This is a genomic window from Serratia sp. YWN4, from assembly GCF_055790845.1.
In genome coordinates, this window is record NZ_CM147696.1 from 1,798,875 (window position 1) to 1,819,976 (window position 21,102).

General features: G+C 55.9%; 17 protein-coding genes. 11 read left to right on the top strand and 6 right to left on the bottom strand.

The features are described 5' to 3' along the window. The first annotated feature begins 24 nt into the window (after nucleotides 1–24). From ACX9GT_RS08490 to ACX9GT_RS08500, 3 genes are all read left to right on the top strand, one after another. Nucleotides 25–255: a tautomerase family protein gene (locus tag ACX9GT_RS08490; protein ID WP_473190669.1), complete on the top strand. Its 231-nt coding sequence runs from the start codon at nucleotides 25–27 to the stop codon at nucleotides 253–255. A 152-nt stretch (nucleotides 256–407) separates the two neighbouring features. Continuing rightward, nucleotides 408–2,000: an ABC-F family ATPase gene (locus tag ACX9GT_RS08495; RefSeq protein ID WP_473190670.1), complete on the top strand. Its 1,593-nt coding sequence runs from the start codon at nucleotides 408–410 to the stop codon at nucleotides 1,998–2,000. Nucleotides 2,001–2,257: 257 nt separating this feature from the next. Then, nucleotides 2,258–3,829, top strand: a complete 1,572-nt coding sequence (locus ACX9GT_RS08500; protein ID WP_473190671.1) for a Fic family protein — start codon at nucleotides 2,258–2,260, stop codon at nucleotides 3,827–3,829. A 38-nt stretch (nucleotides 3,830–3,867) separates the two neighbouring features. On the opposite strand, the gene moeB is transcribed toward ACX9GT_RS08500, so the two are convergent. Next, complete coding sequence (moeB, locus tag ACX9GT_RS08505) at nucleotides 3,868–4,617, bottom strand: molybdopterin-synthase adenylyltransferase MoeB (RefSeq protein WP_473190672.1); 750 nt, start codon at nucleotides 4,615–4,617, stop codon at nucleotides 3,868–3,870. A gap of 2 nt (nucleotides 4,618–4,619) precedes the next feature. After that, complete coding sequence (gene moeA, locus ACX9GT_RS08510; protein WP_473190673.1) at nucleotides 4,620–5,858, bottom strand: molybdopterin molybdotransferase MoeA; 1,239 nt, start codon at nucleotides 5,856–5,858, stop codon at nucleotides 4,620–4,622. Nucleotides 5,859–5,972: 114 nt separating this feature from the next. Between moeA and ACX9GT_RS08515 the strand changes: the two genes are divergently transcribed. The 6 genes from ACX9GT_RS08515 (at nucleotide 5,973) to dinQ (ending at nucleotide 12,638) form a co-directional block, all read left to right on the top strand. Beyond that, on the top strand, nucleotides 5,973–6,509 hold the full coding sequence (locus ACX9GT_RS08515; RefSeq protein ID WP_473190674.1) for a DUF924 family protein: 537 nt from the start codon (nucleotides 5,973–5,975) through the stop codon (nucleotides 6,507–6,509). 359 nt (nucleotides 6,510–6,868) lie between these two features. Further along, complete coding sequence (locus tag ACX9GT_RS08520) at nucleotides 6,869–8,719, top strand: dipeptide ABC transporter ATP-binding protein (RefSeq protein WP_473190675.1); 1,851 nt, start codon at nucleotides 6,869–6,871, stop codon at nucleotides 8,717–8,719. Nucleotides 8,720–8,743: 24 nt separating this feature from the next. Next, nucleotides 8,744–10,279 carry a glutathione ABC transporter substrate-binding protein GsiB gene (gene gsiB, locus ACX9GT_RS08525; protein ID WP_473190676.1) on the top strand — a complete coding sequence of 512 codons (1,536 nt, stop codon included), beginning with the start codon at nucleotides 8,744–8,746 and terminating at the stop codon, nucleotides 10,277–10,279. A gap of 53 nt (nucleotides 10,280–10,332) precedes the next feature. Continuing rightward, nucleotides 10,333–11,253, top strand: coding sequence for a glutathione ABC transporter permease GsiC (gsiC, locus tag ACX9GT_RS08530; protein ID WP_473190677.1), 921 nt, complete (start codon nucleotides 10,333–10,335; stop codon nucleotides 11,251–11,253). Nucleotides 11,254–11,261: 8 nt separating this feature from the next. Continuing rightward, on the top strand, nucleotides 11,262–12,170 hold the full coding sequence (gene gsiD / locus ACX9GT_RS08535; RefSeq protein WP_473190678.1) for a glutathione ABC transporter permease GsiD: 909 nt from the start codon (nucleotides 11,262–11,264) through the stop codon (nucleotides 12,168–12,170). Between the two features lie 372 nt (nucleotides 12,171–12,542). Continuing rightward, the gene (dinQ, locus tag ACX9GT_RS08540) at nucleotides 12,543–12,638 is read left to right on the top strand and encodes a damage-inducible type I toxin DinQ (protein ID WP_473191540.1); all 96 of its coding nucleotides are present in this window, start codon (nucleotides 12,543–12,545) and stop codon (nucleotides 12,636–12,638) included. An 83-nt stretch (nucleotides 12,639–12,721) separates the two neighbouring features. On the opposite strand, the gene ACX9GT_RS08545 is transcribed toward dinQ, so the two are convergent. The 4 genes from ACX9GT_RS08545 to ptrR all read right to left on the bottom strand — a co-directional run bounded on the left by ACX9GT_RS08545 (nucleotide 12,722) and on the right by ptrR (nucleotide 18,878). Further along, the gene (locus ACX9GT_RS08545) at nucleotides 12,722–15,814 is read right to left on the bottom strand and encodes a beta-galactosidase (RefSeq protein WP_473190679.1); all 3,093 of its coding nucleotides are present in this window, start codon (nucleotides 15,812–15,814) and stop codon (nucleotides 12,722–12,724) included. 185 nt (nucleotides 15,815–15,999) lie between these two features. Continuing rightward, nucleotides 16,000–16,842 (bottom strand): S-formylglutathione hydrolase, encoded by an 843-nt coding sequence (fghA, locus tag ACX9GT_RS08550; protein ID WP_473190680.1) that lies wholly within the window; start codon nucleotides 16,840–16,842, stop codon nucleotides 16,000–16,002. Nucleotides 16,843–16,858: 16 nt separating this feature from the next. Then, nucleotides 16,859–17,983 (bottom strand): S-(hydroxymethyl)glutathione dehydrogenase/class III alcohol dehydrogenase, encoded by a 1,125-nt coding sequence (locus ACX9GT_RS08555; protein ID WP_473190681.1) that lies wholly within the window; start codon nucleotides 17,981–17,983, stop codon nucleotides 16,859–16,861. A gap of 1 nt (nucleotide 17,984) precedes the next feature. Beyond that, a complete protein-coding gene (gene ptrR, locus ACX9GT_RS08560; protein WP_473190682.1) occupies nucleotides 17,985–18,878 on the bottom strand; it encodes a putrescine utilization regulator PtrR in 894 nt (297 codons plus the stop codon). Nucleotides 18,879–18,983: 105 nt separating this feature from the next. Between ptrR and ACX9GT_RS08565 the strand changes: the two genes are divergently transcribed. Together ACX9GT_RS08565 and folE are read left to right on the top strand one after the other, a co-directional pair. Continuing rightward, nucleotides 18,984–20,135: a YbfB/YjiJ family MFS transporter gene (locus ACX9GT_RS08565; RefSeq protein WP_473190683.1), complete on the top strand. Its 1,152-nt coding sequence runs from the start codon at nucleotides 18,984–18,986 to the stop codon at nucleotides 20,133–20,135. A gap of 255 nt (nucleotides 20,136–20,390) precedes the next feature. Next, nucleotides 20,391–21,053, top strand: a complete 663-nt coding sequence (gene folE / locus ACX9GT_RS08570) for a GTP cyclohydrolase I FolE (RefSeq protein ID WP_473190684.1) — start codon at nucleotides 20,391–20,393, stop codon at nucleotides 21,051–21,053. Nucleotides 21,054–21,102 lie beyond the last annotated feature (49 nt).

The following is a 21,102-nucleotide window of genomic DNA, read 5'->3' on the forward strand; positions in this document are numbered from 1 at the left end:
TTATATCAATGCAAGGAGATTAGCGTGCCTTTTGTTAATGTGCAAACCATCAAAGGAATTATGAACGAAGAGCAAAAAAGCGAATTGCTCAAGCGTATCACCGATTTGATGGTGGAAATTGAAGGGCGGGGCGATCCGGCTTTCAGAGCGTCAGTCTGGGTCAGAATCGATGAACATGAGCCAGAGCAATGGAGCCTTGGCGGGCTGCAACCCAGCGCCGCGATGATCGCCGCCAAGTTTCCGCCACGAGAATAAAATACTGATCATTGCGGAGATACTCCTTGAGGAAATATCTCCGCAGCTTCCCCATCGCACAAATCTTCATCAAAACTCCCCACGATATCTGCGTTTCGTTATGGCATAATGCGCGCCAAATCACATTCCCTATGATATGAAGAGCGAGCGCTGTGTTAAGCACTAACAACATCACTATGCAGTTTGGCAGTAAGCCGTTGTTTGAAAACATTTCCGTCAAGTTTGGCGGCGGTAACCGTTACGGTTTGATCGGAGCCAACGGCTGCGGTAAATCCACCTTTATGAAAATCCTCGGCGGTGACCTGGTGCCAAGCGCCGGTAACGTGTTCCTCGATCCGAACGAACGCCTGGGTAAACTGCGTCAGGATCAGTTCGCGTTCGAAGAGTTCAGCGTGCTGGATACCGTGATCATGGGCCACACCGAACTGTGGGCGGTAAAAGAAGAGCGCGATCGCATTTACGCCCTGGCGGAAATGAGCGAAGAAGACGGCTATAAAGTGGCCGATCTGGAAGTCGCCTACGGTGAGATGGACGGTTACACCGCTGAAGCCCGCGCGGGTGAACTGCTGCTCGGCGTAGGTATTCCGGTAGAGCAGCATTACGGTCCGATGAGCGAAATCGCCCCAGGTTTTAAGCTGCGCGTATTGTTGGCGCAGGCGCTGTTCTCTAATCCAGAAATTCTGCTGCTCGACGAACCCACCAACAACCTGGACATCGATACCATTCGTTGGCTGGAGCAGGTGCTGAACGAGCGTAACAGCACCATGATCATCATTTCGCACGATCGTCACTTCCTGAACATGGTGTGTACCCACATGGCGGATCTGGACTACGGCGAACTGCGCGTATACCCAGGCAACTACGACGAATATATGACAGCAGCCACTCAGGCGCGTGAGCGTTTGATGTCAGACAACGCCAAGAAGAAGGCACAGATTAACGAATTGCAGTCATTCGTTAGCCGCTTCAGCGCCAACGCCTCCAAATCCAAGCAGGCGACGTCTCGTGCCCGCCAGATCGACAAGATTCAGTTGGAGGAGGTGAAAGCCTCCAGCCGTCAGAACCCGTTTATCCGCTTCGAGCAGGATAAGAAACTGTTCCGTAACGCGCTGGAAGTAGAAGCGTTGAGCAAAGGTTTCGACAACGGCCCGCTGTTCAGCAAGCTCAACTTGATGATTGAAGTGGGTGAGAAGGTGGCGATTCTGGGTGCCAACGGCATCGGTAAATCGACCTTGCTGAAAACCCTGGTAGGGGATGTTGAGCCGGATAATGGCACCGTGAAATGGTCAGAAAACGCCAGGATCGGTTACTACGCGCAGGATCACGAATACGAATTCGATGATCAACTGACGGTGTTCGACTGGATGAGCCAGTGGAAGCAGGAGAAAGACGACGAGCAGGCGGTACGTAGCGTGCTGGGCCGTTTACTGTTCAGCCAGGACGACATCAAGAAGCGCGTGAAAGTGCTGTCGGGTGGTGAGAAGGGCCGTATGCTCTTTGGCAAGATCATGATGCAGCGCCCGAACATTCTGGTGATGGATGAACCGACCAACCACATGGATATGGAATCCATCGAGTCGCTGAATATGGCGCTGGAAATGTATGAAGGTACGTTGATCTTCGTTTCCCATGACCGTGAGTTTGTCAGCTCACTGGCCACCCGTATTCTGGAAATGACCCCGAACAAGGTGATCGACTTTACCGGCAACTACGAAGATTATCTGCGTAGCCAGGGTATTGCTTAAGTCTTTCATGCATCCTCAGCGTCGTTTTTCATAAACAACGCTTGATTTTTGTAAATTAGGTGCAGGATCCAAAGGGTTCCCTGCACTTAATCACCACCCCATCCTTCAATCTCCAATCATGCCAGTTAAACTGAAAAAACATTCAATAACCATAAAAAATGAAAGTATAGTAGTCATGGATACTCCCCATGCTGTTTGATTGTCGAGTACCACTATTCTGGCGTTAGGCCACCCTAACGATAAACCAGCAGGGAAATATGACACCTAATCTCCCCATCAACATCAACGATCTCCTTCACCGCCGCACGGTGGAGAGCGAACGTATTGAGTATAAGGAAGGCTGGAATCCTGAGTCCATCCTGCATACCCTATGTGCCTTTGCTAATGATTTCCACAACTTGGGTGGTGGTTATGTGGTGATTGGCGTTGTTGAGGCCAATGGTCAGCCCGTGTTGCCACCCGTAGGGTTGGAGCCCACGCAGATTGATGCCATTCAGAAAGAGTTACTAAACCTGGGGCATTCAGCCATAGCGCCACATTTTCATCCATTAACGGCGGCTTACCAAATTCAGGGTAAAACCATTTTGGTACTTTGGGCTCCGGGTGGTGAAACACGCCCATATAAAGCCAGAATCAGCTTAAGTGATAAAAAGGGTGACTGGGCGTATTACCTGCGTAAGCATACCAGCACTATTAGGGCAACAGGTGAAGACGAACGGGAGTTATTAAGCCTGGCGGCTACCGTTCCGTTTGATGACCGCTATCGGCAAACCGCTACTCTGAACGATCTTTCCCCCTATTTGATGCGCGACTTTCTGCATGAAATTAATAGTGAATTGGCAAGCGAAGCTCGCGAGCTAGACATTGAAGCCTTAGGGCGCAGGATGAATGTGGTGGGTGGTCCGGCTGAAAGGGCATTCCCTAAAAATGTCGGGCTACTGTTTTTTAATGAGCAACCAGAGCCGTTTTTCCCAGCAACCCAGATTGATGTGGTTTATTTTCCCGACGGTGCCGGTGGTGACCGTTTTGAGGAGAAGGTGTTTAAAGGCCCACTAGGGCGTATTACTCGCGATGCTTTGGACTATATCAACCGCAACTATGTAAAAGAGGCGGTGCTTAAACATGCGGATCGCCCTCAAGCGGAGCGTTTCTGGAATTTCCCACTGGCGGCGATTGAAGAGGCCGTAGTGAACGCGGTGTATCATCGCTCTTATGAAATCCGCGAACCCATTGAAATTCGCATTGATGCTGAAGAACTGATGGTGCTGAGTTTTCCAGGCCCCGATCGCTCTATCCGTATGCAAGATCTGCAAGCAGGTAAAGCGGTGAGTCGCCGCTATCGTAATCGCCGTATTGGTGAGTTTTTGAAAGAACTCGATTTAACCGAAGGTCGTTCTACTGGCGTGCCAAAAATTTTGCGAGTGATGCAGGCTAACGGGTCACCTGCCCCGGTGTTTGAAACCGACGATGAACGCAGTTACTTTTTGATTCGTTTGCCTGTGCACATGGGGTTTATTGGCGTTGAACAAGTTCCCCAGCCAGTCACCCCCGAAGTCACCCCCGAAGTCACCCCCGAAGTCACCCCCGAAGTCACCCCCGAAGTCGAACGATTGCTCAGGGTATTGCTCGGTGAAATGGGACGTATTGAATTGATGTCAGCTTTAATTCTAAAAGATGAAAAGCATTTTAGAGAATATTATCAGCAACCCGCAGTGAGTCATGGCCTGATCGAGATGACTATTCCTGAAAAGCCAACGAGCCGCCTGCAAAAGTACCGCTTAACTGATTTAGGTAAACAGGTGCTTGCCGCCAAGGATAAGCACGGATGAGCACTTCGGCTCTTGTTCCCGGGTTTGACGTTGTGCTACTACGCAGTGTTTCCACCACACACTTCACACTGCGGATCCTTCGGCAGTTTCATCTCGCGAAACTGCATGCTCATGGCGTCAAACATCAGCAATTTCCCCACCAGCGGTTGGCCGTAATGGGTCAGCAGTTTGATCGCTTCCATCGCCTGTAGCGTACCGATAGTGCCCACCAAAGGCGCCATTACCCCAGCCTCCACGCAGGTGAGCGCGTTCTCACCAAACAGGCGGCTCAGGCAGCGGTAACAAGGTTCCTCCGGCTGATAGGTAAACACGCTGAGCTGGCCTTCCATGCGGATGGCAGCACCCGAAACCAGCGGTTTACGCTGCGCATGGCACAGGCGGTTCAGCAGATCGCGCGTTGCCACATTATCAGTGCAGTCCAGCACCACGTCGCAGGCAGCAATTAGCGCCTTATCCGGTTGACCATTGACGGTATCGATACGGATATGTGGGTTGATCGCGCTCAGCTCACCGCGCGCCGAGTCCACTTTGGGCAGGCCGATACGGGCATCGCGGTGCAGGATCTGGCGCTGTAGATTGGAGAGCGAAACGGTGTCGAAATCAACCAAGGTCAAGCGACCGACGCCTGCGGCAGCCAGATAAGGAGCCGCCGCACAGCCTAACCCGCCGAGCCCGACGATCAGCACATGGGCAGCTTTCAGCTTTTCCTGGCCGTCGAAGTCAAAACCGCGCAGCACGATCTGGCGGTTATAGCGCAGCGCTTCGGCATCGGTTAATTCCGGCAGCATATTCAGCTCCTCAACAGAGCGTTGAAAGGTTCGACATCCACCATTTCACCGGCGGCCACTGAGCCGCGCTCACGCTCCAGCACGATAAAGCAATTGCCTTGGCTGTAGGAGCTGAATACGTGTGAACCCTGATGGCCGGTGGTACTCACTTCCAACTCGCCTGCGGCGTTGCTGGTGAAAATACCGCGTTGGAAATCGAGGCGGCCCGGTGATTTTTTCAGCGGCGTCAGAGCGCGGGCTTTCAGGCGTGCCGGTAAATGCCATTCGCTATGCCCAGCCAGCTTGGCGAGCAGCGGTTGCACCAACTGATAGAAGGTCAGCGCGGCAGAAACCGGGTTGCCCGGCAGGCCACAGAACCAGGCGTGTTGCAGCTTGCCGAAAGCGAAAGGCTTACCGGGCTTGATCGCCAGCTTCCAGAAGCCGACTTGGCCGAGTTCATCCAACATCTGCTTGGTGTAATCGGCTTCACCCACGGAAACGCCGCCGCTGCTGATCACCACGTCCGCTTGGCTATCAGCCTGGTTGAACGCGGCGCGCAGTGCGTCTTGATCGTCGCGGATAATACCTAAGTCGATCACCGTGCAGCCGAGCTGTTCTAGCATCAGGCGAACCGCAAAGCGGTTGGTATCGTAGATCTGGCCAACTTGCAGCGGTTGGCCGACGGGTTGCAACTCGTCACCGGTAGAGAACACCGCTACCTTCAACTTGCGCATCACCTGCACCTTAGCTACGCCGAGCGAAGCCAGCAGCGGCAGTTGTGCGGCCCCCAGTTTTACCCCGGCGGGTAAGACGCCTGCTCCCTGGCGGATATCTTCTCCCGCCAGCCGAATATTCTGCCCGCTGCGTACCGGCGCGTTGAAGCGCACACCAGCATCGCTTACTTCCGCCTGTTCCTGCATGATCACCGCATCGGCACCGGCCGGAATCGGGGCACCGGTCATGATGCGAATACAGGTATTGGCTGGCCACTCGCCGGTGAATGGCGCACCGGCAAAGGCTTTGCCCGCCACCGGTAATAGCGCGTTAGCGTTTAATTCATTGGTGCGTACCGCATAGCCGTCCATCGCCGAGTTGGCGAAGGGGGGGACATCGATAGGGGAAATCACTGCCGCCGCCGTAATTCGCCCGGCGGCGCTGGTCAGCGCAATGGATTCGCTCTCTTGTAATGGCGCAACCTGGGAGAGCATTGTCTCCAGTGCCTGCTCAAGGGTGATAAGGTCAGAAGTATGGCAATGATCCATTAAGTCAACTCCGTAATCAGCGTGCGCGAGTTTTTCGGCAAAGTGCGGCTATTATGGCAGATAACGTCGGGTGGGAGAATGATGCCATCCTGAGGACAACAACAGGAAACAACCATGCACAGACAGATACTGGATTTTTGGTTTACCGAGATTGACCCGGTGATGTGGTTTAAAAAAGATGATGACTTTGATCGTCTGTTACATAGCCGCTTCGGCCAGGTTTGGCATGCGGCGGCACAGGGAGAATTGGCGCACTGGCGCGCGACGATCGAAGGGCGGTTGGCGGAGATTATCGTGCTCGATCAGTTCAGCCGTAATCTGTTTCGCGACACACCGCGTGCTTTTTCCTGTGACGGTATGGCATTGGTATTGGCACAGGAAGCGATCGCCAGCGGATTATGCGAACAACTCAGCATTGAGCAGCGCGGCTTTCTTTATTTGCCGTTTATGCATTCCGAATCAGCGCAGATTCATCAACAGGCGTTGGTATTGTACAGCGAATTAAATCATCGCGATCGGCTGGAATATGAATTACGTCATAAAGCCATTATTGAACGTTTTGGTCGTTATCCACATCGTAATGCGATATTAGGCCGGGAATCTACGCCAGAGGAGCGGGAATTTCTGCTGCAACCAGGATCGGGGTTCTGAATATTTTTGCCCGCGCCCAGTTGGCTGGGCGCAATGACATGACGCGGTAGGTGCTGAGATAACAGGCTGTTTTTATTCTATTAAGCTCTTTCAACGTACAAAATAATCTAAGCAGATGTCTGCCCAAGAGGCAGCGGATACTTTGCGCTTTACATCACATGCGGGGCTAAATATAGTCGGGAAAGACAGAACAATAGTTATTCATGGGTTCCAGCGGATATTGGGCAAATTGGGTTAACACAGGACGTCAGTTCAATGAGCAAACCAGTGATTGCCATTTATGGCGAAATGACTCGTGCCATATTGAGTGCTGAAAAGGAACAACCTTATATTCAGGCGCGTTTTGCCATGGGCGCTGTATGACTAATTCCATCATCCTGCCGCCGCAGCGCGTGCTGGCGGTGAGCGACCTGAGCGTGCAATTCCGGCAAGAGGGTGAAACCGTTGCGGCGGTGCGCAATCTGGCCTTCAACGTGGATCGTGGTGAAACGCTGGCGATTGTCGGTGAATCGGGTTCCGGCAAATCCGTCACCTCGCTGGCGTTGATGCGTTTGGTGGAGCAGGGCGGTGGTGAACTGACCAGCGGTGTGATGCAGTTCCGCCGCCGCAACGATCAGGTTCTTGATCTGGCCCAGGCCAAACAGAGCACCCTGCGCACTCTGCGCGGTGCTGATATGGCGATGATTTTTCAGGAGCCGATGACCTCGCTCAACCCGGTATTCCCGGTGGGGGAGCAGATTGCCGAATCCTTGCGCCTGCATCAGAAGATGGATCACCGCAGCGCCAAACGTGAAGCGCTGCATATGCTTGATTTGGTGCGTATCCCCGAAGCAAAAAATGTGCTGGAGCGCTACCCGCATCAGCTTTCCGGTGGCATGCGCCAGCGGATAATGATTGCCATGGCGCTGTCGTGCAAACCGGCGTTGCTGATCGCCGATGAACCCACCACCGCGCTGGATGTCACTATCCAGGCGCAAATCCTACAGTTGATCCGCGAGTTGCAGCAGGAAATGCAGATGGCGGTGATCTTTATTACTCATGATATGGGCGTAGTCGCGGAGATTGCCGACCGGGTGCTGGTGATGCATCAGGGCACCAAGGTAGAAGAGGGCGAAGTCCGTGCGCTGTTTGCCGCGCCGCAACAGCCCTATACCCAAGCGCTGCTGGCGGCGGTGCCAAGGCTGGGTTCGATGAAGGATCAAGACCTGCCAGCCAAATTCCCATTACCCGGCAGCGAAGATAATGGCGCACAGCAGAACACCTTGCTGGCCGGAGCGGCCCCGATCCTGCGGGTGGAAAACCTGGTCACGCGCTTTGACTTGCGCAGCGGCATTCTCAACCGCGTAACGCGCCGTGTGCATGCGGTGGAAAACATCAGTTTTGACCTGTATCCCGGCGAAACGCTGGGGCTGGTGGGGGAATCCGGCTGTGGTAAATCCACCACCGGGCGCGCGCTGTTAAAGCTGGTGGAAAGCCAGCACGGTACCATTACTTTCAACGGCCAGCAGATCAATCAGCTCAAAGGAGCGGCGTTGCAGCACCTGCGGCGCGATATCCAGTTTATCTTTCAAGATCCTTATGCCTCATTGGATCCGCGTTTGACCGTGGGTTTCTCGATCATGGAGCCATTGCTGGTGCATAACGTGGCGCGCGGTGCCGAGGCTGAAAAGCGCGTAGCTTGGCTGCTGGAGCGCGTTGGGCTACAACCGGAACATGCGCGGCGTTATCCGCACGAGTTCTCCGGCGGCCAGCGCCAGCGGATCTGCATTGCGCGTGCGTTGGCGCTCAACCCGAAAGTGGTGGTGGCGGATGAGTCTGTCTCCGCGCTGGATGTGTCGATACAGGCGCAGATCGTCAATCTGTTGCTCGATCTGCAACGTGAGTTCGGCATTGCCTTCCTGTTTATTTCTCACGATATGGCGGTGGTGGAGCGCATCAGCCACCGCGTGGCGGTGATGTATCTTGGCCAGATTGTCGAGATCGGCCCGCGCCGCAGCGTATTTGAAAACCCGCAGCATGCGTATACCCGTAAGCTGATGGCCGCCGTGCCGGTTGCCGATCCGGCTCATGCTCATCAACGCCAGCCGCTGCTGGTGGATGAAATACCCAGCCCGATCCGCGCATTGGGCGATGAACCCGTTACCGCACCTTTAGTGCAGGTTGGGCCGGGGCACTTTGTGGCCCACCATCCCATTGCCGGTGCCTTTTAGCCTTGCCTCAGGAGAGACAACGATATGACCATGCAGAGATTCAAACGCAATGTTTTGGCCGCCGCTCTACTGGCTGTGGCCGCTGGCCCGGCCTGGGCTGCCAAAGATGCGGTGATTGCCGTGGCCTCCAACTTCACCACGCTCGATCCGTACGATGCCAACGATACCCTGTCGCAGGCGGTGGCTAAATCCTTTTATCAAGGGTTGTTCGGCTTCGATAAAGACATGAAACTGGTCAACGTGCTGGCGGATAGCTATGAGGTGAGCCCAGATGGCCTGACTTACACCATCAAGCTGCATCCGGGGGTGAAATTCCACGATGGCAGCGATTTCAACGCCGAAGCGGTCAAAATCAACCTGGATCGCGCCAGCAACCCGGATAATCGTCTCAAGCGTTACAACCTGTTCAGAATGATCGACAAGACCGAAGTAGTGGCACCGGATACGGTCAAAGTGGTGTTGAAAACCCCCTTTGCAGCGTTTATCAACAACCTGGCGCACCCGGCGGCGGTGGTGATCTCCCCGGCGGCGCTGAAGCAGTACGGCAAGGAGATCGGTTTCCATCCGGTCGGCACCGGCCCTTATCTGTTTGAAACCTGGAACCAGACCGATTTTGTCAAAGTGAAGAAGTTTGACGGTTACTGGAAAGCCGGGCTGCCGAAGCTCGACACCATCACCTGGCGCCCGGTGGTGGATAACAATACCCGCGCAGCAATGCTGCAAACCGGTGAAGCGACCTTTGCCTTCCCAATCCCGTATGAGCAGGCCAGCGTGCTGGAGAAAAATGCCAAGCTGGATCTGGTGGCCGCGCCGTCGATTCTGCAACGCTATATCAGCATGAACGTGACGCAAAAGCCGTTCGACAACCCGAAAGTGCGTCAGGCGCTGAACTACGCCATCAACAAAGATGCGCTGATCAAAGTCGCGTTTTCAGGCTATGCCGTACCGGCCGAAGGGCCAGTGCCACCGGCGATCGACTTTGCTACCCGCTACCAACCTTGGCCATACGATCCGGCCAAGGCGCGTGAACTGCTGAAAGAAGCCGGTTACCCGAACGGTTTTACCACCACCTTATGGTCTTCCCACAACCACAGCACCGCGCAGAAAGTGTTGCAGTTTGCTCAACAACAGTTGGCGCAGGTTGGGGTGAAAGTGACGGTCACGGCGATGGATGCGGGCCAGCGTGCGGCACAGGTAGAAAGCGTGGGCGTGAAGGAGACCGGCGTGCGGATGTTCTATACCGGCTGGTCGGCGTCCACTGGTGAGGCCGATTGGGCGCTGTCACCGCTGTTCTCAACCCAGGCGGCACCGCCGAAGCAGTTCAACACCGCATTCTACAGCAACCCGCAGGTGGATGAGAATCTGGCGGCGGCGCTGGCAACCACCGATCGCACCAAACGGCAGGCGTTGTACCAACAGGTGCAGGATCGTATCTGGGCCGATGCGCCTTGGATCTTTCTGGTTACAGAACGCCTGCTCTCGGCAAATAACAAGCAGTTGAGCGGTTTTTATGTGATGCCGGATGCGTCATTCAACTTTGACAACGCAGACCTGAAATAAGGCACCCAGCCCAATCTCTTCCGTTGGGGGAGGTTGGGCTGAGGCGGATACGCATGCTTAATTACTTTCTCAAACGCCTGCTGGAGTTGATCCCGACGCTGCTGATTGTGGCGGTGCTGGTGTTTCTGTTTGTCCATCTGTTGCCGGGCGATCCGGCACGATTGGTGGCCGGGCAGGACGCCGACCAAGCGGTGGTGCAACTGGTGCGCCAGGATCTGGGGTTGGATAAACCGCTGCCGCAGCAGTTTGTGCGTTTCTTCGTGAACATTTTACAGGGCGATTTCGGCACGTCGATGGTGTCCAAACGCCCGGTCAGTGAAGAGATCGCCTCACGCTTTATGCCAACATTCTGGCTAACCCTCACCAGCATGGTGTGGGCGGTGATTTTTGGTATGACGATCGGCATGACTTCCGCCGTGTGGCGCAACCGCTGGCCGGATCGGCTGGGGATGACGCTGGCGGTGTCAGGTATCTCTTTCCCGGCCTTCGCGTTGGGGATGCTGCTGATGCAGGTATTCTCGGTCAACTTGGGCTGGTTGCCCACGGTGGGGGCCGACAGTTGGCGGCACTATATTCTGCCCTCTGTCACACTGGGCGCGGCGGTGGCCGCGGTGATGGCGCGTTTTACCCGCGCCTCGTTCGTGGAGGTGATGCAGGAGGATTATATGCGCACCGCAAGGGCCAAAGGCGTGCGCGAATCGCTGGTGATCGTCAAACATGGGCTGCGCAACGCGATGATCCCGGTGGTCACCATGATGGGCCTGCAATTTGGCTTTTTGCTGGGTGGTTCGATCGTGGTGGAAAAGGTGTTCAACTGGCCGGGATTGGGGCGCTTACTGGTGGATTCGGTAGAAATGCGTGATTACCCGGTGATCCAGGCCGAAGTGCTGCTGTTTTCTTTGGAGTTTATTCTGATTAACTTGCTGGTGGATATGCTGTATGCGGCGATCAACCCTTCCATTCGCTACCAATAGGCGGCCGCATGATTAAGCATTGGCGGCGAAATGCCGCACTGAAAACCATGCCGCAGGTGAATCCTAATGCGGTGCGTACGCCTTGGCATGAATTCTGGCGGCGTTTCCGGCGGCAGCATATTGCGTTACTGGCCGGGCTGTTTGTGCTGCTGCTGGTGGCTGCGGCGTTGTTGGCCCCGTATCTGGTGCCCTATGATGCGGAAAACTACTTCGATTACGATCGGCTGAACGACGGCCCTTCGTTGCTGCATTGGTTGGGGGTTGACTCTCTCGGGCGCGATATTTTCAGCCGCATTCTGATGGGCACGCGTATCTCTCTGGCTGCCGGGGTATTTTCGGTTTTGGTGGGCGGGGCGATCGGCACGCTGCTTGGTTTGCTGGCCGGATATTATGAAGGCTGGTGGGATCGCATCGTGATGCGCATCAGCGACGTGCTGTTTGCCTTCCCCGGTATTCTGCTGGCGATTGGCGTGGTGGCGATCATGGGCAGCGGCATGGCTAACGTGATTGTCGCCGTAGCGATTTTCAGCATTCCGGCGTTTGCCCGCCTGGTGCGTGGCAACACTTTGGTACTGAAACACCTGACCTACATCGAATCGGCGCGCAGCATCGGCGCTTCTGACTGGACCATTATCATGCGGCATATTCTGCCGGGCACCATTTCGTCCATTGTGGTCTATTTCACCATGCGCATTGGCACCTCGATTATCACCGCCGCCAGCCTGTCGTTTCTTGGCCTGGGCGCACAGCCGCCAACGCCGGAATGGGGCGCGATGCTCAATGAAGCCAGAGCCGATATGGTGATCGCGCCGCATGTGGCGATCTTCCCCAGCCTGGCGATTTTCCTCACCGTGCTGGCGTTCAACCTGCTGGGCGATGGGCTGCGCGATGCGCTGGATCCGAAGCTGAAAGGTTAGGGGGGTATTCAGAGATTTAAGGAAATCAGTGAGTTTCAGGCGTAAAAAAACCGACTGGTGAAGTCGGTTTTTTTACTTACCGGAGCGGAGTTGGTAACTCTGACCGTGATGAAGCAGTCCACATCTAACCCGATCAGTATAGGCCACATCTCTCTCATGTTCAAATCGCTATATAGTCGGTATCATCAGCCGGTTAGCTCTGTTTACTGCTGAACTCTGGTATGCGCGTAAACGTATTCAAGCCCTGACTGGATTACGGGTGGTGCCGGTTCCGGTGCTCTGGCCGGAGTGAAGCAGTCCACATCTAACAATGAAGGGCAGCCTCTGTGACAGGCAGTGTAAGGGTAAGCAGGGGTGTTCTCACTCCATTTAATGGAGAAACGGGTGAAAACTTTGATTGATAAAGTTCTCATCGTTCTGAAAGTGCTTGTTGCGCTGCTGGAACTGATCCGACAGTTCATCGATTGATGATCGTGGAAACGTAACTAAGGCCGGGGGGCTAACCACTCCCCGGCCTTTAACATTTCTGTTCATAAATGCAGTAGTAGCGGTTATTTCTGCATCCAAGTAACCTCATAATGGTAGTGGCTCGCCGTCAGCAGAAAGTCGGGGCTGACGCTGGGGCTCCAGGAGTCATCGCCGCCAACACCCATATGGAAGCCGTCGAGGTTGAGCCAGGTACCGGCTTCTTCGCGCAATAAATGCTGATGCGTGGTGTCCATAAGCTGCCGCTGACTGTAACGGCTCAGGCCAAAGTGGAAACGGCCCTGCCATTGCCAACGGCCAAAGGTTAACCGGCGGGTATTGCAGCGTAGGCCATTTTCGCTGGGGAAAATGTACGGCGTGTGCAGGGCGGATAACGGCAGCGTCCAGCGCCCTTGCTGTGCCGATAGCTGGCGATCCGGGTAGTTCTCATGCGGCCCCAGGCCCAGCCATTCAACCGGTGCGGCTGTTTCTGCCAACTGGCAGGTCAACCCGACGCGCGCGGGTGCCGGTATTCCCCAGGCGACATCAACATCTACGCTGATATGCAGTTTCCCCTCACCATCAAGCAGATAGGTTTTGCGGCTGATAAACAGTGGCTGTTGTTGGCTGCTGTAGCTGTGCGTGGTTGAGATCTGCACGCCATGCTCAAGGGTATCGGCGCTGAATGACAGCAGTTGGCTTTCCAGCGCGTACATACCGGCTTTTTTCCAGCGCTCTACCCAAGCGTTGGGATCGATACGCGTCGCTTCGCTGACACCGATATCGTTATCCAGCGGTGCGCGCACAAACTGATCCTGTAGCGGGCTCAATAGCTGCTGCTCACCGTCACGCCACCATTGGGTGAGCAAACCGCTGGTGGTGCAAAATTGCCAGCGCTGCTGGCCATGGGTGATTTCAACCATATCCGGATGAGTGACTAACTGCGGCAGTGGGCCAGTGCTGACATTAGGCAGCGCCAGTGCGTGCGGTAAGCGCCACTGATCCCAGGCGCAGCGATGGCCCGCGTCGGCCCAGACCGTTGCCTTTGGTTGGCGGACTTCGACATTCAGCCACAGCTCACCCTTGCCTTGCACCTGCGGCATCTCACCCAGCACCAGCCGTTGGGTGCCCTGCGGTGGGATCTCCAGCAGCAGATCGCCTTGCGCGATGCACTGCCCGTCCAGCTCCAGCCGCCAGAACAGTTGTTCGTTATCGGTGGCGCGGAACAGATATTCGCTGGTGATATCAAGGGTCAGCGGCGCTTCTGGCTGGTGTTGAAATTGGAAAAACTGCTGCGCACGCTGTGCCTCATACAGCGCGGGATGGGGAGTGCGATCTGGGAACACCAGGCCGTTCAGGCAGAACTGGCGGTCGTTAGGGGTATCGCCGAAATCACCGCCGTAGGCCCAGTAACGCACGCCGTCTTCGCCGGTTTTGGTCAGCGCCTGATCCACCCAATCCCAGACAAAGCCGCCTTGCAAGCGCGGATGTTTACGGAACGCCTGCCAGTAGCGATCAAAACCGCCGAAGCTGTTGCCCATCGCGTGGGCATATTCACACAGGATCAGCGGACGATGCTCATTCGGCAGGCCGATCCATTTTTTGATCGACCACTTCGGCACCTGCGGGAAAGGTTGGTCCTGGTCCACGCGCGCATACATCGGGCAGACAATATCGGTGGCGGCGGTATCGGCTCCGCCACCTTCGTACTGTACCGGTCGGGTTGGATCGCTGCTTTTGACCCAGCGGTACAGGGCGTCGTGCGCGCTGCCGTGGCCGGATTCATTGCCCAATGACCAAATGATAATGCAGGGATGGTTGCGATCGCGCTGCACCATACGCGTGACGCGCTCGCTCAGAGCCGGGAACCATGTCGGATCGTCCGTCAGGCGGTTCATTGGTTGCATGCCGTGAGTTTCGATATTGGCTTCATCCACCACGTATAGACCGTAACGATCGCACAACCGATACCAAAGCGGATGGTTAGGATAGTGCGAGCAGCGCACCGCGTTGAAGTTATGCCGCTTCATCAGCAGGATATCCTGCAACATGGTGGCTTCATCCATCACTTGCCCATGTTCCGGGTGATGCTCGTGGCGGTTGGTACCGCGGATCAGAATGGGCTTGCCATTGACCTTCAGCAGGCCGTCGCTGATGTCGACTTGGCGGAAACCCACGTCATAGGCTTCCGCCTCAATCAATGAATCGTCGGCCGCCAGCAAGGAAACCACGGCGCGATACAGGTGAGGTTGTTCGGCACTCCACAGTGCGGGCTGCGCAACCGGCAAACGCAGGGTGGTGCGATCGTCATAGCAACCGCGTTCGTCAATAATTTCACTTCCGAGTGGTTGCTGGTGTACGGCAGTCAACTGATCACCTTGCCAAAGCTGAACGCGCACGGAACAACCCGCCGTTGGCGATTGAACCTGCACCAGTGCTTCCAGTTCTGCATGATAAAAACCGGGGGCCAGATGCGTGCGCAACTGAATATCGCTCAGATGGCTGCTGGGTTTATGCAACAGGCTGACATCACGGAAGATGCCGCTCATGCGCCACATGTCCTGATCTTCGAGATAACTGCCGTCGCTCCAGCGCAGCACCATCACCGCCAGGCGGTTTTCACCGGGCCGTAACGCGTGGCTCAAATCAAACTCGGCGGGCAGGCGGCTGTCTTGCGAATAACCGATCCAGATACCGTTGCACCACAGATAGAATGCCGAATTGACGCCGTCGAAAATAACTCGCGTCTGCCCCTGTTGCAGCCAGCTTTCGGCAACCTCAAAGGTGAGCGAGTAACAGCCGGTAGGGTTCTGCTGCGGCACATAGGGCGGCGTAACCGGGATCGGGTAGGTAATGTTGGTGTAGATCGGGGCATCGTAACCGGCTATCTGCCAGTTAGACGGCACCTGTAGCGTATCGGCATCGCTCAGATCTTGCTGCAACCACCGTTCTGGCACGGCTTCTGGCTGCGTGAAATAGCTGAATTTCCAGGCACCGTTGAGCAAGGTTCGCTGTGCTGAAGGATGATCGTATCTCGCTTGTTGTTCGCTACGCCAACTGGCAAACGGCGGATGTGCAGGTAAGCGGTTGTAGTGGGTGCAGGCCGGGTTTTCCCAGTCGCGCCGGGCAAGAGTTGAGGCTAATAAGGCAGGAGCAGACGGAATACCAACAGGATTCATGAGGATACCTTGGCTGAAAATGTTACGCGTTCATGATGTGGGGTAACATGAAGGGCAAAGATCCGGTTGTAAAGGCGTTCACGCAGGTAAAGCGAAGAGGATCACAAATGGGGTGCAGCCCGGTAAAACGGGGGCGGGAATCGCTGTTTGTGGCCGCAGGATGCGGCCACAAACCGGCGAAATAATCAGCGGAACAGATGCTCGGCGTGGAAGCGCAGGTGATCTTCCACAAACGTGGCAATGGTGAAATAGCTGTGATCGTAGCCCGGCTGGGTACGCAACGTTAGCGGCCAGTCGAGCTGGCGTGCCAGTTCGGCCAGCTTCGCCGGTTGCAGTTGATCGGCCAGGAACTGATCGCCATCCCCCTGATCCACCAGAATAGGCAGTTTTTCTGCACCGTTTGCCAGCAGGTGGCAACTGTCGTACTGCAACCACTGGCTTTCGTCATCCCCCAGGTAAGCGGCAAAGGCTTTGCGTCCCCACGGAACCTGACAAGGGTTAACAATCGGCGCAAAGGCCGATACGGAACGGAAGCGCTGTGGATTACGCAATGCCATTATCAACGCGCCGTGGCCGCCCATCGAATGGCCGAAGATGGATTGACGATCGCTGATGCTGAAGTGCTGCTGAATCAGCGCGGGCAGCTCATCGCTGATGTAATCATACATGCGAAAGTGCCGATCCCAAGGGGCCTGGGTCGCGTTGAGATAAAAACCGGCCCCTTGGCCCAGATCGTAACCTGCATCATTGGGCACCTCGTCGCCGCGCGGGCTGGTGTCGGGCATCACTAACACCAAACCCAGCTCGGCAGCAATGCGTTGGGCACCCGCTTTCAGCGTAAAGTTTTCATCATTACAGGTCAGCCCAGACAGCCAATACAGCACCGGCGGTGGATTATCATCACGCGGCGGTGGCAGATAGATGCTGAAAGTCATGTTGCAATTCAGGCTGTGCGCCGCGTGGCGGTAACGCTGTTGCCAGCCACCGAACATGCGGTGCTCTTCGAGAAGTTCTAATGACGTGCTCATCTCTCTGCCTCCTGGCTTATTTATCAAAATGGATCACCGAACGGATCGATTTACCTTCATGCATTAAATCGAAGGCGTCGTTGATCTGCTCTAACCCCATGGTGTGGGTAATAAAGTCATTCAGGGCAAATTCGCCATCCATATAGCGCTGCACAATGCCGGGCAACTGGCTGCGACCTTTTACGCCACCGAAAGCAGAACCGCGCCAGACGCGGCCAGTCACCAGTTGGAATGGACGGGTTGCGATCTCTTCACCGGCACCGGCGACGCCGATAATTACCGACTCGCCCCAGCCTTTATGGCAGCACTCCAGTGCCGAACGCATCACGTTGACGTTACCGATGCATTCGAAGGAGAAATCAACGCCGCCGCCGGTCAGCTCAACGATCACTTCCTGAATCGGTTTGCTGTAATCTTTTGGATTGATCAGATCGGTAGCGCCCAGCTTACGCGCCAGTTCAAATTTACTGGTGTTGATATCGACACCGATGATGCGGCTTGCACCGGCCATCTGAGCGCCGATAATCGCCGAAAGGCCGATGCCGCCCAGACCGAAAATTGCTACGGTGTCGCCCGCTTTCACTTTGGCAGTGTTGAGTACCGCACCCATACCGGTGGTGACGCCGCAGCCCAGCAGGCAGACCTCTTCCAGCGGCGCTTCTTTGCTGATTTTGGCCAGCGAAATTTCTGGCACTACGGTGCGTTCCGCGAAGGTGGAAGTGCCCATATAGTGGAAAATCGGCTTGCCGTCTTTGAAGAAGCGAGTGGTGCCGTCTGGCATCAAGCCTTTGCCCTGGGTGGCGCGGATCGCCTGGCACAGGTTGGTTTTGCCGGATTTACAGAATTTGCATTCGCCGCATTCTGGGGTGTAGAGCGGGATCACGTGATCGCCGACGGCCACGCTGGTCACGCCTTCACCGATCGCTTCCACAATGCCACCGCCTTCGTGGCCGAGGATCGCCGGGAATACCCCTTCAGGATCCTTGCCAGACAGCGTATAGGCATCGGTGTGGCAAACGCCGGTGGCGACAATGCGCACCAACACTTCGCCTTTCTGCGGTGGCATCAGGTCGACTTCTTCGATTGTCAGCGGTTGGTTCGGGCCCCAGGCCACGGCCGCACGGGTTTTGATCATTTCCATTCTACTTCTCCTCAGTATTTTTAGTGGCCATCGTTTCAGCCTGTTCAATTATCAGTTCTTTCAATGCGCGGACGTTAGGCCCGAACGCATCGCGCCGCCACAATAACCAGGTGGCGGTTTCAGCAATTTCTGCCGGTAACGGGTGCACTTTCACCCGTTCGAAGCTCGGTAACAGATTGAGCACCGAATGTGGGATCATCGCCAGCCCGGCACCGCTGGCCACGCAGGCCAGCATAGCGTGATAGGACTGGATCTCCATGATCTGGCCGGGCATAGCGCCGCTGTGCTTGAACCAGGACTCCAGCCGCAAGCGGTAAGAACAGCTAGCGCGGAAGGCGAACAGGGTTGCCCCTTTGGCATCGTGCGCGTTTTCAATCGGGGCATGGTCCAGGCTGGAAATCATCACCATGCGTTCCGGGAAAGCGATGCAGCCGTTCAGTTCAGCGTGCTGCAATGGGCCATCCACCAACGCCGCTGCCAGCGTGCCCGCGCGTACCCGCTCGATGATCTCGCCAGAGGTGCCGGTGGTCAGCGAAAGCGCGGCCTGCGGAAAGCGCTGGTGATAGGCTGCCAGCAAGCTGGGCAGGCGGGTGGCGGCGGTGCTTTCCATCGAACCCAGGGCAAAGTTGCCCGCCGGTTCCCCGGCGTGGGTGATGCTCATGGCTTCTTCGCTCAGCGCCAGAATACGCTGGGCGTAACAGAGAAAATTATGGCCCATTGGCGAAAGACGCAGGCGCTGTTTTTCACGAATGAACAGATCGGTACCCAGTTCCTGCTCAAGCTGGCGCAAACGCGTGGTCAGGTTCGACGGTACGCGATGCAACTGCTCGGCGGCACGGGCGACGGAGCCGGTTTCGGCCACGCTGCAAAACATGCGCAGTTGGGTCAGATCCATAGCCTTCTCTTTTTGTGATGAACTTGGTGAGTATTATTCAGTTTTTGTGAGTTTAATCCTGCTGCATGATAGTCGCAACTTTCTTCTAACAATCAGGACGCGCAGATGGCGTTAAGAATTGCGTTGAGTGGCTTTATAGCCTTGGTTGTGGCGATGGGGATTGGCCGCTTTGCCTTCACGCCGCAGGTACCGCTGATGATTGCTGAACAGCAGTTTACCCTGACCGGAGCCGGGCTGGTGGCGGCGTTAAACTATTTAGGCTATCTGTGCGGCGCTTTTGATGCCATGCGCGCCAGCCGCCACGTGGAGCGCCGCCTGTGGCTCGGCGTCTGGGGCGTGGTGATCCTCACCCTGTTGTCCACCGTGGTGGAAGGCGTGTGGTGGCACGGTGCGGTGCGCCTGGTGATTGGCTGGGCCAGCGGTTGGTCGATGGTGCTGGTGGCGGCATGGACCAACGAACGGTTGGCGCACTATGGCCGCCCGGCGTTGAGCGCCGCCGTGTTTGCCGGGCCGGGAGCTGGCATTTTTATCAGCGGCATGCTGGCGGTGGCGATCCACAGCCTGGCGCTGAGCGCCGCGCAGGCTTGGCTGGTGTACGGCATGCTGGCCTTGGTGCTGGTGGCAGCCATCAGCGTTAATCTGCCACGAACCGGGGAGCTGCACCGCCCGGAGACGGCCCCGGAACCGCTGGTGTTGACTCCGGCATTGAAGCGGCTGGTGTGGAGCTACAGCCTGGCCGGATTTGGTTACATCCTGCCCGCCACCTTTCTTTCGCAGATGGCGGCGGCGCGTTTCCCCGGCAGCCTGTTTGCCCAGTTTGTCTGGCCGATTTTTGGTGGCGCGGCGGTGCTGGGGATTGTCATCGGCATTCTAGCCCGCCATAAGTTCACCACGCAGACCCGGCTGGCGATCACTTTGTGGGTACAGGCGTTAGGGGTGTTATGTGCCGAAGTGGTGCCGGGTGTGATCGGATTAGTGCTGGGTGCGCTATTTACCGGCGGTGGTTTTCTCAGCGTGGTACAGCTTTCCATCCAGCATGGCAGGGAACTGGCTCCCCACCATGCGCGTTACATGGCGGGGTTATTAACCACCGGCTATGCGATTGGCCAACTGGTCGGCCCAATGCTGTCGGCGGTTTCAACCGCGCTGACCCAACGGTTGGAACCTGCGCTGTATGTGGCGGTGGTGGGGTTGGTGATCGCTGGCTTGCTGGTCATTAATACCCCTGCGCGAGGCAGTGTGCGTAAATCGGTATGAGGCTGAGTGAAATCCATACAAAAAACAGGGAATAGCCGCAGCCAGCCTGCCCAGGCGGCATGCGGATATTTCACGCAATCATGAAACACAATCACTGGATAAACGTCTCACTCTCATCTAGAGTGGGTGAAAATCTTGACCGGGCTCACGCTATAGCGCATCTGAACCTGGTAGTTAAAAAAATGAGACACCGCAAATCTGCTAGTTATCGGCATAACAGGCATTGTCGGAGCCGCCTGCTGGAGATAGATACCCATGACATCGTTAAGTAATGAAGCTGCACTGGTTCACGCTGCGCTTGAAGCCCGTGGCCTGGAAACCCCATTGTGCGGGGAAATGCTGGATCGAGAAACGCGTAAAAGCCGCATCAAACAGCACATGACGGAAATCATGAAGTTGCTGAATCTTGATCTGTCCGATGACAGTCTGGCAGAAACGCCGCATCGCATTGCGAAAATGTATGTTGATGAGATTTTCTCCGGCCTGGACTACGCCAACTTCCCGAAAATCACCGTCATTGAGAACAAAATGAAGGTGGATGAAATGGTCACGGTGCGTGATATCACGCTGACCAGCACCTGTGAGCACCATTTTGTGACCATCGATGGCAAAGCAACGGTGGCCTATATTCCGAAAGACGCGGTGATTGGCCTGTCGAAAATCAACCGTATTGTGCAGTTCTTCGCGCAGCGCCCGCAGGTGCAGGAGCGTTTGACCCAGCAGATCCTGGTGGCGCTGCAAACCTTGCTCGGTACGAATAACGTGGCGGTATCGATTGATGCGGTCCATTATTGTGTTAAGGCACGTGGGATCCGCGATGCGACCAGCGCCACGACCACCACTTCTCTGGGGGGGCTGTTCAAGTCCAGCCAGATCACCCGCCAGGAGTTTCTGCGCGCGGTGCGCCATCAGAGTTGATGGATGCGTTAGTAACGAAGAGAACAGGCGCCTGAGGGCGCCTTTTTAA